The 14,180-nt window shown below is 65.6% G+C and carries 12 protein-coding genes; 2 read left to right on the top strand and 10 right to left on the bottom strand.

Annotation, left to right across the window (positions count from 1 at the left end):
* Genes BXU08_RS08490 through BXU08_RS08450 form a run of 9 tightly spaced genes read right to left on the bottom strand, consistent with a single transcriptional unit; the run spans position 1 to position 7,598 of the window.
* Positions 1–300: a PAAR domain-containing protein gene (locus tag BXU08_RS08490; RefSeq protein WP_077509662.1), complete on the bottom strand. Its 300-nt coding sequence runs from the start codon at positions 298–300 to the stop codon at positions 1–3.
* Positions 300–2,099 carry a phage baseplate assembly protein V gene (locus BXU08_RS08485; protein ID WP_077509661.1) on the bottom strand — a complete coding sequence of 600 codons (1,800 nt, stop codon included), beginning with the start codon at positions 2,097–2,099 and terminating at the stop codon, positions 300–302. Before BXU08_RS08485 ends, BXU08_RS08490 begins: the two co-directional genes overlap by 1 nt.
* Positions 2,096–2,788 (bottom strand): hypothetical protein, encoded by a 693-nt coding sequence (locus BXU08_RS08480; RefSeq protein ID WP_077509660.1) that lies wholly within the window; start codon positions 2,786–2,788, stop codon positions 2,096–2,098. Before BXU08_RS08480 ends, BXU08_RS08485 begins: the two co-directional genes overlap by 4 nt.
* Position 2,789: 1 nt before the next feature.
* Positions 2,790–2,999 (bottom strand): DUF5908 family protein, encoded by a 210-nt coding sequence (locus BXU08_RS08475; protein WP_150125472.1) that lies wholly within the window; start codon positions 2,997–2,999, stop codon positions 2,790–2,792.
* Positions 2,999–3,514: a phage tail protein gene (locus tag BXU08_RS08470; RefSeq protein WP_077509658.1), complete on the bottom strand. Its 516-nt coding sequence runs from the start codon at positions 3,512–3,514 to the stop codon at positions 2,999–3,001. Before BXU08_RS08470 ends, BXU08_RS08475 begins: the two co-directional genes overlap by 1 nt.
* The gene (locus tag BXU08_RS08465; RefSeq protein WP_077509657.1) at positions 3,514–3,969 is read right to left on the bottom strand and encodes a phage tail protein; all 456 of its coding nucleotides are present in this window, start codon (positions 3,967–3,969) and stop codon (positions 3,514–3,516) included. The genes BXU08_RS08470 and BXU08_RS08465 overlap by 1 nt, the downstream gene beginning before the upstream one ends.
* A 42-nt stretch (positions 3,970–4,011) precedes the next feature.
* Complete coding sequence (locus BXU08_RS08460; RefSeq protein WP_077509656.1) at positions 4,012–5,778, bottom strand: phage tail sheath C-terminal domain-containing protein; 1,767 nt, start codon at positions 5,776–5,778, stop codon at positions 4,012–4,014.
* A gap of 19 nt (positions 5,779–5,797) precedes the next feature.
* Positions 5,798–7,000 carry a hypothetical protein gene (locus BXU08_RS08455; RefSeq protein ID WP_077509655.1) on the bottom strand — a complete coding sequence of 401 codons (1,203 nt, stop codon included), beginning with the start codon at positions 6,998–7,000 and terminating at the stop codon, positions 5,798–5,800.
* Between the two features lie 7 nt (positions 7,001–7,007).
* On the bottom strand, positions 7,008–7,598 hold the full coding sequence (locus tag BXU08_RS08450; RefSeq protein ID WP_077509654.1) for a Pvc16 family protein: 591 nt from the start codon (positions 7,596–7,598) through the stop codon (positions 7,008–7,010).
* Between the two features lie 664 nt (positions 7,599–8,262).
* Between BXU08_RS08450 and BXU08_RS08445 the strand changes: the two genes are divergently transcribed.
* On the top strand, positions 8,263–11,187 hold the full coding sequence (locus BXU08_RS08445; RefSeq protein WP_077509653.1) for a carboxypeptidase regulatory-like domain-containing protein: 2,925 nt from the start codon (positions 8,263–8,265) through the stop codon (positions 11,185–11,187).
* 172 nt (positions 11,188–11,359) lie between these two features.
* Positions 11,360–12,565, top strand: a complete 1,206-nt coding sequence (locus tag BXU08_RS08440) for a hypothetical protein (protein WP_077509652.1) — start codon at positions 11,360–11,362, stop codon at positions 12,563–12,565.
* A gap of 131 nt (positions 12,566–12,696) precedes the next feature.
* On the opposite strand, the gene BXU08_RS08435 is transcribed toward BXU08_RS08440, so the two are convergent.
* Positions 12,697–14,133, bottom strand: a complete 1,437-nt coding sequence (locus BXU08_RS08435; RefSeq protein WP_077509651.1) for a glucoamylase family protein — start codon at positions 14,131–14,133, stop codon at positions 12,697–12,699.
* Positions 14,134–14,180: the final 47 nt, after the last annotated feature.

The following is a 14,180-nucleotide window of genomic DNA, read 5'->3' as shown; positions in this document are numbered from 1 at the left end:
TCAGCCTCCGATCAGCACGGTGGGCAGGCCGAGCACGATGCTGCCGCCATGCGCGCAGGCATCGCCCAGCCGCGCGGCGGGCATGCTGGCGATGATCACCGTCGCCGATCCCATCACGATGCTGTCGGGCGGGCCGACGCACACCGCCATGTCGCCGATGCGGGCGGCGGGCAGGCCCCCGATCAGCACGGTCGGTGCGCCGGGTCCGCTGATCGGGCCGCCGACATGAGGGATCGGCGGCACCCCCGGCGTCACCATCGGGCAGGCATGCATGTCGGTGAGGCGCGCGGCGGGGGGCATCAGTTGATCTTCACCAGCGCACCATTGACCTCGAGGATCGCAGCGGCCTTGAGCGAACCCATGCCGTTGCTGGCGAGCGCGAGCTGCGCCGATCCGGTGGCGTTGATCTGCACCGCGCTCACGTCGCATTTTGCCGCGGCCTTGATCTCCAGATTGGCGCCGCAATCGATCGTCATGTTGGCGGCGGACTTGATCGTCATGTTCGCCGCGCTGACGAGCTCGACTGCGTCGCTCTTCATCACCAATTTGTTCGCGTTGGGATCGGTGACGGTGACCGTGCCGCTCTTGTCGTCGAGCTCGACATAGCGACCGCCCGGCGTGCTGATCTTGAGGATCACGTCCTTGTCGTTGAAGTTCACTTCCATCTTCGATCGGGTGACCAGCGCCTTGATGTCGTTGGTCTTTTCGGGCGCATGAGTCGGCGCGCGCTGGTTCGAATAGACGCTGGCAAGGATCACCGCGCTCGCCGGATCCTCATTCATGAAGCCGAGCACGACTTCGTCGCCGATCTCCGGAAAAAACGCCCAACCGAACCCATTGGAAGCAAAAGGCTGCGCAAGCCGTGCCCAGATCGCGTTGTCGGCATCGGTGAGCGGCAAGGTGACCTGCACCCGGAAATCGCCGTTCGGATCCTCGGCGATGGCCTTGACCTGCCCGATATGCAGCCCGCGTAGCGGCGGCGCGAGCCCGGCGGCGGGGGGATCGACGATCCGGCCGTCCCGGCTGGCAAAGCGCTCGGCAGGCATCCCCAGATCGGCAATGCTATGCCAGTCGCCGCCGCGGATCAGATGCCGGACCCCGCTGACGAACGCATCGCCGTTGAACCGCTCGCCCAGCCCGGCCAGCGTGACCATCTTTCCGGGCTTTGCCAGCGCACTCCCCTGGAACTTCACCGTCCCGGTAAATTGCGAGAGCTTGGCTCGCATCAGCGCGGCGGCGGACCATTTGCCGAGCTCGTCCTCCGATCGCGACGCGGCGGTCTGCTGGACATAAGCGGCGACGCCGAGAACGTCGGCGAGGGCCGCGGCCTCGATGTTACCCGGGGCGGTGATGTCGGTGGTGCCGGCGGGTGTCGCCTCGGTCACGGCCTGGTCGGCATAGCTCCACGCGCGGCTGTTGACCGCGCTGTCGCCGAGCTGTGACACCGCGTCGATCTGAGCCTCGAAGGCGAGGATCGAATCGCCATATTCGAGCGTGAGCACCGGGGTCGTCGTTGCGGTGGGGGAGAGCACATCGACCTTGCTGTCGTCGATCGTCACCACGCAGCCGCTCGCCTCGGCGCGCAGCAGCATCAGGTCCCAGTCCGAAGCATGCGCCTGGACCATCGCCTCGACCTGCATGGTCGCCGCGGCGTTGCTGCCCATGCTTCCATCATTGGCCGAGACCAGGGCCGAGATCAGCGCGGCATCGGTCGCCTGTTCGGTGACGGCGCTGTGGCGGGCGAGGGTCATCTTGAGCAGCGGATCGCTGGTGTCGACTACCAGCTGGGCCGAGGCGCCGGGGACGATGCGCAGTCCGTGGCGGACCACCACGCCCTTGTGGATCACCGCGAGATCCGACCCATAGCCCGCGGAAAGCACGATCTTCGCCCCGGGAACGAAGGTCTCGGCATCGCTGAACGGAAAGCTCTCGGTATCCGGCTGGCCGTCGTAGATCACGATCCGCGCGCGCGGGATGCGATTGGCTTCCCACCAGATCTCGACCGAAGCGATCTGGTCGGTGTCGATCGTCTCGCCGTCCGCGGTGAGCGCCAGCTTGACCGGCAAACCGGTCTTCGAAGCGGGCGAGACGGCGTTCATCGCCCGGCCTGCGCGATCGGCGGGAACAGCAGCGCGTGGCCCGGCTCGAGCGTGCGGAAGTCGTCGAGCCCGTTGTGATCGGCGACCGCGAGATAATAGCGGCTGTCGCCATAGATGCGGTGGCAGAGCAGGGGCAGCGTATCCCCCGCGAGCACGGTGACGACATGCGTCATGTCGGGCGAGCTCAGCTTCTGCGCCGCGCGCCCGTCGGTATTGTCGTGATAGCCGAGAAAGGTGGCTTTCACCTTGGCGCGCAGCGCGGTGCCGTCGGGCGCGAATAGCGTGTAATCGATCCCCATCGTCTTGAGCCGGCCCTTGAACAACAGGCTGCCCCAGGCGAGCTGGACGTAATTGGGCGAATGGATCTCGCCGTTGATCTCGTAGATCAGCCGGCGCAGGTCGGCGAGCTGGTCATCGACAGACTTGGTCGGCGCATCAGGAACGGTGCCGGTGCCGTCGAACACAAGGGCGAGCTCCAGCGCCTCGCCCTTGTCGCGGTTGAACACCACTTTCTTGCCGGTGCCGCCCGCGCCCTGCTGCTTGGTGTAGCAGACCCCCATCGCCTGCGAATATTGATTTGGGTTGATCATCACCTTCAGAGGATTGGGCCGGGTCTTGGCCTGGCTGTTGAACCCCGGATCGGCGAAGCCGGTGATCGTCAGCTTGTCGAGGCCGCCCTTGCCGCCCATGTCACCACGCCTCGCGGCGGGCGAGTTCGGCGAGCACCGCCTCGACGCAGCGCTCGACCAGCGCGGTCTGCTTTTCCTCCTCGTCGCCTTCGTCGCAGTCGCAATCGACGAGGCCCATCACCGAGCGCGGGCCGCTTTCCGCTTCCTCCTGCTCGCCGGGATCCTCGGCTACACGCATCTGGATGGCGATCTGGCGGATCTCCAATGGCATCACGCGGCCTGCGGGAAGTTCTGGCGCTGGAAGAACTGGTAGCTGAGCTCTACCGTCTCGATCAGCACGTCATTGCCCATCGCGTTGAGCTGCGAATGCTCCCAGCGCAGCGGGTAGGCGCCGAACACGTTCCACACCACCAGCGGCTGGCGCTTCTCGTTGAGCAGCTTGACGTTGATCGTCTTGGCCGATCCCTGCCGCACCAGTCCTCCCGAAAGCGCACGCGACACCCAGCCGCCGAACGCCGACGCCTGCGTCACCACGCCGCGCTTGAGCAGCAGGTTCGAATATTTGGTGCGCGTCGGCAGCCGGTGGACGAAGCGGTTCTGCCCGCCCTCGACCACGTCCTCGCTCTCGAACTGGACCTCCAGACCCGACACTTCCTGGAAGCTGGTGTCGCTTTCCGCGCCGTCGATATCGACGCGGAAAGCGAACACCGGCGGCGGCACATAGACGCTGTCGGTGCGGAGCGGACGCTCGCGGGGATCGGCGGCAGGGGCACCGGCAGCCGGCATCAGGCAGCCTTTACCGCCAGCGTCTCATAGGCGAGCTCGAGCGTCTCGATCGCGACTTCGCTGGCGTCGGACTTCATGTCGGTCGCCTGCATCTTGACCGGGAAGGCGTTGGTCAGCGTCCAGGTCATCATCGGCGACGCCTTTTCGTTGAGCAGGTTGATGATCACCGTGCGGCGCTTGATGACGTTGAGCTGGGTCTCGTTGAACCAGGTCCAGAAGATCGAGTCCTTGGTGAACACGCCTTTCTTGAGCGTGACGTTGCCGACGCTGCGCAGCCCCGGCATCTTGATCGGCGCGAATACCGCGCTGTCGCCGTGGCGATATTCGATCGCCTTGGTCTCGCTCTCCAGCCCGCTGATCTCGGAAAATCCCTGCGTCTTGCCGTCGCCGAGATCGATGTTGAAATAGAATTTGGGAAGCGGCCAGACATCGTCCTGTGCACTGCCGTCAGCCATGATCTGCTCCTGTCAGAAGAGTTGAGGGGAAAGGACGGGGCCTCAGGCGCCGCCGAGCATCTGCTGCTTGAAGGTGAGTTCGATGAACTCGGCCGGGTGGACCATCTGCAGCGTCACCTGCACCCGCATCACCCCGTTGAGCACGTCGTCCGGCGTCATCGTGCTGCCCAGCCCGGCGACGACGTTATAGGCCTGCGCCGGACTGTTCCCCATCAGGCCGCCCGAGGCCCAGAGCCCATGGAGGAAACTCTCGATCATCGAGACCACGGTCACCCAGGTCTGCGCGGTGTTGGGACGGAAGACCATCGCGTCCAATGCCTGCTTCACCGATTGCTCGACATAGATCATCGTGCGGCGCACCTGGATATAGCGCCAGTCGTTGGACAGGCTGTCGAGCGTGCGCGCGCCCCAGATCAGGCTGCCGCGTCCCTGGAAGGTGCGGATCGCGTTGATCGCCAGCCCTTGGACGGGGACGTTGAGGTCGTCCTGGTCGTCGCCCGCGATCGGCAGCTTGGGCATCACCATCGTCGCGATGCCGACATTGGCCGGGGCGTTCCACACCCCGCGCGAGGCATCGTTGGTCGCCCACACGCCAGCGATCGCGCCGCTGGTCGGCAGTACACCCTGCGTAGCGGCGATCGCCGTCAGCAAATTCTGGAAGCCGGGAACGGTGGCGACCAGCGCCGAGGTCAGTTGCTTGTGGGTAATCCCGGCGGCCACCGCGTTGGTGTCGGACGCCTTGGGCAACACCGCCAGCGACGTGCCGATCTTCTGGACATAGCTGGTGTATATCGTCTGGCCCTTGTCGCTCAGCGCCGCGACCGTGGCGGGGGGCTTGGCGGCGGGGTCGCCGGCATCGACGGGCGGCTTTCCGGTGCCTGCCGGGACGGTCTCGGCTGCATCGCCCGGCTTGGTCGGAGGTGGTGGTGGTGCCGGATAGGCGGCAGTCAGCACGCTGAGCAGCGCGGTCTGCAGCGTGGCATTCTTCGTGCCATCGCCCGCGAAGTTGGAGATGTCGATCTCGCTCGGCGACACAACCGACGTCACCAGCGGCGGGAAATAGGCGGCGCCGAACCGCCACATCTCGGGCGGCACCTGCGAGGCGATGCCATCGCGGAAATCGGCGATCGCCGGTTTCCAGTCGTCGCGCGGCTGGAGCGTGTTCGCCCCCCACACGTCGAGCAACGCCATACGGTCGCCGGTCTTGGCGCAGCTGCGCAGCATCCGCGCAGTGACATTGTTGAACTGGTTCTTGTCGGAAAGCTGGATCGCGTCGGGGATCGCCACCATCGTCGGACCGACAAAGCTTTCGCACACGCCCAGCGCGGCTTCGAAATCGTCCGCGCTGATCGGCGTCGGGTTGCCGTCGCTCTCGAACGCCCCGCACGATATGACGTAGCAGGCGCCGCCGCCATTGGCGTAGAACAGCCGCATGCTGTTGAAGAGATTGAACACGGTCTTGCCGATCTGCATCAGCGCATAGGACGTCGTCCCGTCGAGCGAGACATTGCCCCAGCTGAGATCGGGGGAAGTGCTCGCATTCTCCTCTGCATCGGGCGTGCCGTCGTTATCGGCATCGACTGCAGCGAGATAATATTTCTGCGAATAGCCGCGACCATAGAATTGGGCGAACTCGGCCATCGATTCAACGCGCTTGGGGATCAGCGTCAGGTCGCGCTTGTCGGTGTCGGTCGCCTGCTGGGTATAGCCGATGAAACAAGGCACCGCGGTCTCGACGCCGACGATCGAGGGCGGGAAGCTGTCGGGCTCCTGGATGTAGACGCCCGGGGTCTTGTATTGGGTAGCCATCGCTTTTCTCCCGCTTGTTTCAGACGAACACGTAGATATCGGACCATGCCGGCGGCTGGTCGCCGGTCGGCGGCACAGCGCTTGCCGGCAGGATGTTCTCGCTGGACGGCCCCGGCAACCGATCGACCAGCGCGCGCGGCCAGCTGCGCCCGGCAAGCGGGCGGCCCATCAGGGCAAGGTGCGCATCCGGGCTGGCGAGGATAGCGCGCGGATCATCCGCGGTCAGGCACGCGGCGACTCGCCCGTCGGGCAGTCGGCGTGGCGCATCGTCGCGGCGGAAGCCCGCATCGCAGCCATCGGGGCCCACCACGCTGAGGCTGGCGGCATCGACGCTGCCGTCGCGTGCTGCGACCAGATAGCGCCAGCGCGTCCGCCGCGCTTCGAAGCCCAGCGTGTAGCGGACCGGCCGGAAGAAGGATGGCGGCCCCGATCGCGGCGTGGCCGGGGTGCGATCGACCGGCATGCCGTCCCATGCATCGGACGGCGCAGGGTCGGCGCGGGTGAAGTGCAGGTCGAGCAGCGCGAAAGCCTGCGAGCGTCGTTCGAACTGTCCGCGCTCGCGTGCCGCCGGACCCTGGTCCTGCGGCGCGAGGGGCTTCGGCTCGGGCTTCGCGTCTTCGGGAGGCGCGCTGTTGCCCAGACCCTCCATGCCGCGGCTCTCGACGATGCTGGGCCGGTCGAGCTGTGCGCTCCAGTCGATCGCCAGCCGGGCCTCGCCATCGGCGCCTGGAATATTGGCGCGGGAGGAGAGCTGGAGCGGCGGATCGCCGATCCGGAAGTCGGACGGCATGTCGGTAAACACGGCGAACCGGGGTTCACGCAGCCTCAGGGTGAACAGCAGCGGCGGTTCGTACAGCCGCGCCCAGATGTCGGCGGGCACCTGTCCGAAGCGTCGCTGGAGATCTGCGAAGACGCCGTTGGCCTGCGCCTGGACGCCTGCGTCCCAGAACAGGTCCACGCCGTCATCGCGGCAGCGGACGATATAGCCATATAGCTTCAGGCGTTCGCGGGTGCGCGGCGTCGGCTCGATGGCGATGTCGGTGCAGACGCCCTGGTCGCGATTGTAGAATTCGTGACGGACATCGATCGAGAGGAAGCGGACATAGCGCCCCGTGAGCGCGCTGCCCGCCGGTGGCGTCGCGCGCTTGCGCGCCGGACGCAGCGTTGCGGGCGGCAGCGTACGCAGCGCCTGATCGAGGAAGGAATCGAAGATCGTCGTCATCGCGCGCTCATGCCTGCGGCTGCAGCAGGGGCGGGGGTGCTTGCTGCACCGCCGGCGCGACCGACGAGATCGCGGCGCCGACAAAGGGCAGGCGGCGCAGGCGATACAGCACGAAGGGTTGGCCCTTCAGCCCGGTAAAGGTGGCGAGATGGCTCGCCTGGCTTAGGTCCAACCCGACCAGCTCGATCGCGAGATTGCCCATCCGCGCGCCGATATCGGGCGAGCTGGCCGCGTCGAACACCGGATATTCCTGGAGATACTCGATGATCCGCGAGAGGATCGCGAGCCCCGCGGCATAGCTCGCCTCGACGAAGCACGAGGCGAACAGCACATAGGCGTCGATGAATTGCGGCGCGCTCGACATCCCGTAGCTGTCGCCGCTGCCCGCCCGCGCCTGCGGGAACGCGCCCAGGCTGGTATCGTGCTGGAGCGCGGCGAGCGACATCACGATCCGCCCGGCAATCTCGGGCTGCACGCTGCCGTCGAGCCCGGTCAGGTTGGTCAGCCGAATCCATTCCTCGTCGCGCGACTGGGCCGCCTGGAGCGTGGCCTCGATCCGGTTGCGCACGGACAATAGAATATCGTTGATCATGACCATGGGCCAAGATCTTCCCCCTCAGGCGTGAAGCGACGATAGAAGTGTCTGCCGCTCCTGCACGGGGGCGGCTGGACTCGAATGCAACCTGGGGCCGAGACTATTTGGAATCGGCGCGCTGGCAACAGACGACGCATCCGAATCTACCGGGTTCATGTCCAGAAGCGATCATTTCCCTGCTTGGTCGGCCCCGGCGAGTGCGGCGGAAATGCTGGTCGAGCGGATGTGCAGGCAACTGTTGCCGTTCGGACACGCTATCGCACGCACCTGCCCATGAGAACGTTCTCAATCGATCGTGGCATTGACAGCGGCGTGTAAACGGCTTTTTGACATCGTTGTCGGACGGCGTATCCGTTCCATGAGAATATGTAACCGGTTACAAGATCGGGATTGGGAGAGAGTACAGCATGAACCCCGGCGGCAATCGGGCGAATCCCGCACTCGATTTCGGGTGGGGTCATGCCTGAAACGGCCCGGCGAGCCCTTGGCGGCTGCAGCCGATACGGCCTCCGGCCCGATCCATCGATCCAGACATTTCAGGTGCTTGCGCATTGTGCGCAGAGCCTGCGCAACGCTGTGGCGCGACGTGCGTTCCGCAGCCTCGACGAACGACAACAAGCCATGGCGGCATAACAAAAGCGTACGAAACGCGAGAAGGGACAGCGATATGACGATCCACAAGGGCAGGGCGTTCAGGGCCTATCTGGCAGCGGCGACGATGCTGGCGAGCGGAGCGGCGATGCTGCCCGCGCCCGCTGCGGCGCAGGTCACCACCGGCTCGATCCGCGGGCAGGTCACCGGTGCCGATGGCGCGGCCGCCGGCGGCGCACAGGTCACCGCGCGCAACACCGGCACCAACCAGACCTATCGCGCCACCAGCGCCGCCGACGGCCGCTACACGCTGAACGGCCTGCGTCCCGGCCCGTACGAAGTCACCGCGACCGCGGGCGACCAGACCGTCAGCCAGACCGTGACGCTCGGCGTCGGCCAGGCCGCGTCGCTGGATCTCGCAGTGGCCCCCGAAGTCGCCGCCGGCGTCGATGATGCGGGTGGTGGCGAAATCGTCGTCACCGGCTCGCGGCTGACCGAGACCCGCACCAGCGAAGTCGCGACCAACATCAGCCAGGAGCAGATCCGCACCCTGCCGCAGACCGACCGCAACTTCCTGTCCTTCGTCGCGCTCGCTCCTGGCGTGCGCTACAACGACAGCGAGACCGACAAGGGCTTCTCTTCGGGCGCGTCCAGCGCGAGCCAGGTCAACGTCTTCATCGACGGCGTCAGCCTGAAGAACCAGCTGCGTGAAGGCGGCGTCGCAGGGCAGCAGAACAGCCGCGGCAATCCGTTCGGCCAGCTCGCCGTCCAGGAATTCCGCGTGCTGACGCAGAACTACAAGGCCGAGTACGAGAAGGCCGGCGCCGCGATCGTCACGGCAGTGACCAAGTCGGGCACGAACGAGTTCCACGGCGAGGTGTTCGGGCAATATACCGACAAGGGACTGAGCCAGAAGGCCTATCTCGATGTCCGCAACAACCGCGCCGAGCCCGCTTTCGAGCGCAAGCAATATGGCATTTCGCTGGGCGGCCCGATCATCAAGGACAAGCTGTTCTTCTTCGGCGCCTATGAAGGCAATGACCAGGATCGCGCGTTCAACGTCGGCAATCCCAATGCAACGCCAGCCGCGATCGCGGAGTTCGAGCAGTTCTCCGGCCGTCGCTACGATGAGTTCACCGGCGCATTCGTCAGCCCGTTCCGCGGCGATTTCTACTTCGGCAAGCTGACCTTAACGCCCGACGACCGCCAGACCTTCGACTTGTCGTACAGCCGTCGCGAAGAAACCGACATCCAGGGCTTCGGCAATACCGTGGCGTACGAAGGTGCCGAGAACAAGCGCAACACCGTCGAGACCTATCTCTTCAAATACACCATGGCTGGCAGCGACTTCACCAACGAGTTCAGCGCCAACTATTTGAACTATGTGTTCAACCCGACTTCGCTGAACCCCGACCTGCCGTCATACGAATATTCGGACGTGATCATCATCGGCGGCAAGGACTCGACTCGGCGCGAGACGCAGCAGGGCTATACGATCCGCGACGACGTCACCTACACCGGCATCGACGGCCATGTGCTCAAGGCGGGCCTGCGCGTCGAGATCACGGACATCGATTTCGACAACCAGGCGTATCTCCAGCCACGCTACACCTACCGCCGCGAGCCCGGAAACAACCTCAACTTCGCCTTTCCTGCAGAAGCGCGCCTCGGCCTCGGCAATTCGCTGATCAAGGCGTCGAACACCCAGTTCGGCGCGTACATTCAGGACGACTGGAGCATCACCGACCGGCTCGAACTCAATCTCGGCATTCGCTGGGATTATGAGACCAACGGCTTCGCCAATGAGTATGTGACGCCCGATAACGCCGCGGCAGCGCTGCGTTCATTGCCGAGCACGTTCTACTTCGATCCCGAGAACTACATCACCGACGGCACCGACCGTTCGCCGTTCACCGGCGCGTTCGCACCGCGGTTCGGCTTCTCCTGGGACATGAAGGGCGATCGCAGCACGGTGATCTTCGGCGGCGCCGGCCGTTATTTCGACCGCAACAACTTCAGCAATACCGTCGACGAATTGTCGCGCCGAGTGAACCCGGTGGGCGTGTTCCGCTTCTCTGCGGACGGCTCGCCGCGTTCGGGACTGCCGACGGTTGCGTGGAATCCGGCCTATCTCACGCGCGAGGGCCTGATCCAGCTGCGCGCCACGGCTACCTCGGGCCTGCCCGAACTGTTCGCCGTCAAGAACGACGCCAAGCCGCCGGTCAACGACCAGTTCAGCCTCGGCGTGCGCCAGCGCATCGGGCCGTTCGAGGCATCGCTCACCGGTTCGTACCAGCGCGGCCGCAACGGCTACACGCATCTGTTCGCCACCCGCCAGAACAACGGGCTCGGCAATTGCTGCAACACGTCGACGGTGGTGCCGTTCGGCTTCTCCAACGTGCTGATCGGCTATGACGGGCTCGATACCCGCTACAAGGCGGTCTATTTCACGCTCGACAAGAATTACACGCCGGCGTCGGGCTGGGGTTTGAACATCGCCTATACGCTCAGCAAGTCCGAGCAGAATGGCGGCGATCTGTTCAGCCTCGATGGCCTGACGCCGGATGGCTATGGCTGGCGTGCCCGCGCCGGCGACGAGCGTCACCGGGTCGTGATCTCGGGCATCGTCGATCTGCCGCTCGGCTTCAAGTTCGCCACGATCACCCAGCTGGGCAGCGGCGCTGCCTATCAGGTAACCGATGGCGGGCGCGGCACGGACAGCGGCGCTTCGCTGCTGACGGCATCCTACCCCGAGAAGAACTGCATCGAGGGGCTGTTCGCGTTTTGCGAAGTAAACATGACGCTGTCGAAGAACTTCACCATTCTTGGCGGCGACAATCTCGAAGCCGCGGTCGATCTGCTGAACGCCTTCAACAACAAGAACTTCAAGGACTTCGACACTTTCTATTCGCCCACCGATCCGCTCGTCCCGGGCAATATCGGCGCGAACACGATCACCCTGCCGCGGCGCGTCCAGTTCCGTCTGGGCTACCGCTTCTAAGACCCTCCCCGGCGGGGCGCCTTCCCCTTTGTGCGCCCCGCCACCCCGTTCCCGACTATGGCCGCTTCCCACCAATGCCGGTCTCCGCGGTCGATAAGTCTGCGGCCCGGTCCCTGCGGGCATAGACCGTACGGCACATTGCGCCCTCTCGATCAGGCTGTACCCTCGCAGCATGATCGACAGTGGTTCGATGCTTGCGCTGCTGAAATGGGCTGCCATCGCCCTCGCTCTGGCATCGGCCCTGTGGGCACTTCTCGGCCGCAAGCCGACGGTCGAGGACGAGCATGGCCGCAAGCAACTCACTGCCGCAGGCTTCGTCACTGCTGCGCTGATCTTGGGCGGGGCTTCGATAAGCGCGATGTCCTTCGGCTTCGAGACCGTGGTGAAGCAGCGCGAACGAAGCGACGCCGCAGCGAAGGCGATAGCCGATAAGCGCGCGGCGCAGGAGGATCTGCGCATCCGGAACGCGCAGCACTCTCTCCTGCGGGCCGATGCGCGCGCGCTTCGCGCCGAAAACCGCGCCGATGCAGCCGAAGAACGAACCGCGCGCATCGCGCTGGCCGTCGAGGAGCGCGAACGCGACTTGATGCTGGCCCGCAATGTCAGCCTGGGCGCACAACAAAATCTGAGCCGGACGAGTCTTGCGCTGAACCAGCTCGAGCGGCTTGCGCTACCGCTCGAGCCGCTGACGATCGAAAGCGTCTGGGAGCTTCCTGCGGACGCGCCGGGGATGGCGAGCTGGATCGCGCGGGCAGCGGCGGCAGTGCGGAAATCCGAGGATGCGCAACGTGCGGCCACCGCCGCGGCGTGGCGCGTCAAGCCGGCGTTCGTACCCGTCTCCGAATTGCCGATCGAAGGGGGCGCTGACTACCCCGGCCGCGGAAATCGCGCCGAGACCTGGATACGGGCACATCTGCTGACCTTGTCGGTCAACGTCTCCTGCTTCCGCCAAGAGGCGGGCCATCGGCTTGCGCGCGGCATTGGAAGCGCGCCAAAGGGGCTGCGGTCGGTCGGGGATCTCAGAATGTCCTTCCGTGCGGACTATCCGCCGACCGTGCGCTATGTCGTCGCCAGCCGCTCGCTGCGGGTGTCGGTCTCCGCCGAAGTGCCGCTGGCATCGATGGAGCGCACCGGCGCGATCATATCGTTTCCCGATCTCGAACGCGGCCTCCTGCTCATCGAACTCGAGAGCAACATGGGGCACGCGGACAAACGGCATCTCTGGAAGCTGGTGTCCCTGACAGTTGCCAGCCGCTCGCGCGAATATGACTTCGGCGACGTCCGTTTCAGCCGCTATTCCGCGCTGGCCGACCGCGCCGTATTCGTTGCGCCGTCACTCGCGCGCTATGGTCGGCTGAAGGGCGAATTAGTCGACTGACAAAAGCTTCCGCCGACCATTCAGGCCAGAGCGTTCCGACATCCAAAATTCCTCCGCGAAGCGGGGGAGGTGAACCTCGCCCGCAGGGCGTGGTAGAGAGGGCCTGGCCACCAGCGCCGCTTGCGGCCACCCTAACCCAGCCACCCTCCGGTGAACCCGGCCAGCTTCAGCCCGCGTTGGATCGACAGATCCCCGCGCATGCGGTTCCACACGAAGTCGTTCCGGTAATTGGCCGCCTGGAGCAGGATCGGGCCCTGGTCGATGCCAAGATAATCGTCGTCGACCCAGCCCTTCACCGGGTCCACCGAACCCTTTTCGGGCTTCACGCCGGTATATTTGAAGCTCGGGTTGAACGAGTCGAGGAACCCGTACTTTCCGTAGAGCCGGTCGCCATGCTCGCGGCGCAGCGCCTGTGCGCACGGGATGACGATCTCGGGCGCGAAGGGCAGGCAGCCGAGCGCCGCGGTCGGCGCCAGCGTGCCGTCGTCGCGTTCGTCGGGCTGGCTCAGCGGCCCGCGCGCAGCGTAGCCGAAGAATTCGCGCGTCTCGCCCTTGAACGGCAGCCGGTGATTGCCCGGCCCGTCGCACGCAGTGAGCCCCCAGACATCCTTCGACCAGCCGTCCCAGCGCTGCGGGTTGGCGGTGCAATAGGCGCGGTTGGCATAGGCCGCGCGGCGGCTATTCTCGAAATAGTCGAACCCCGCCTCGCGCATCGTCGCGTCCTGGATGCCGCGGAAATCGATCCACACCTGGCTGTACTGGTGGCCGAACAGCGGCGCGAAGGCCAAGTGGCGGGTGGCGCCTTCGCCACGCCACGAATGGGCGTAGGTCGAGGCCCAGACGTTCCAACTGTCGGCGGGCAGCGGATGCTGCGGCGCGCCGAGCCCGAGCACATAGACGCACATCCCCTCGTTATAGCCGGTCCAGTTCGCCGGGATCAGCCCGGTCTCGGGGTGCCAGCCCATCGACACCGGCTTGCGCCCGTCGCTGCGGAAGAAATTCCAGTCGGCCCGCGCATAGATCGCCTGCGCGCGGCTGCGGATCTCGGCCTCGGCGGCATCGTCGCGGTCGTAATAGCGCCCGGCAAACAGCACCCCCATCAGCAACAGGGCGGTATCGACGCTCGAAAGCTCGACTTCGCGGAAGCGATGCCCGGTCTCCATGTCGAGGAAATGGTAGAAGAAGCCCTTATGCCCGGCCTTGCCGCTGCGCTCGGGGCCCTGCGGCGCGTTCCACAGGAAGCGCAGCGTGGTCAGCGTCAGGTCGCGCGCTTCGACGCGCGTGCACCAGCCGCGCTCGACGCCGACCGCGTAGGCGGTCAGCGCGAACCCGATCGAGGCGATCGAGCAGAAGCTCGGCGTCGGCCAGCGATCGGGCACCATCCCGTTCTTGCGGTTCACCGTGTCCCAGAACCAGCGGAAGGTCCGCTCCTCGATATCGGCATAGAAATCGGGAAGGCTGTTGCCCGCGGGCGCGGCGCCGGGCCGGGCCATAGGCGTGCAGGCGGGCAGGGCAGTCGCCGCGGCGAGCAGCGAGGAACGGGTAAGCAAAGCGCGTCGATCGATCATCTTGTCCTCATACCCCAAAAAGACGGGAGGCGGCGCGCGAGCACGCC

It is taken from the genome of Sphingomonas sp. LM7, from assembly GCF_002002925.1.
Taxonomy (GTDB): Bacteria; Pseudomonadota; Alphaproteobacteria; order Sphingomonadales; family Sphingomonadaceae; genus Sphingomonas.
Note: the sequence above shows the minus strand (reverse complement) of the source record. Positions and strands in the feature narration are given on the sequence as shown.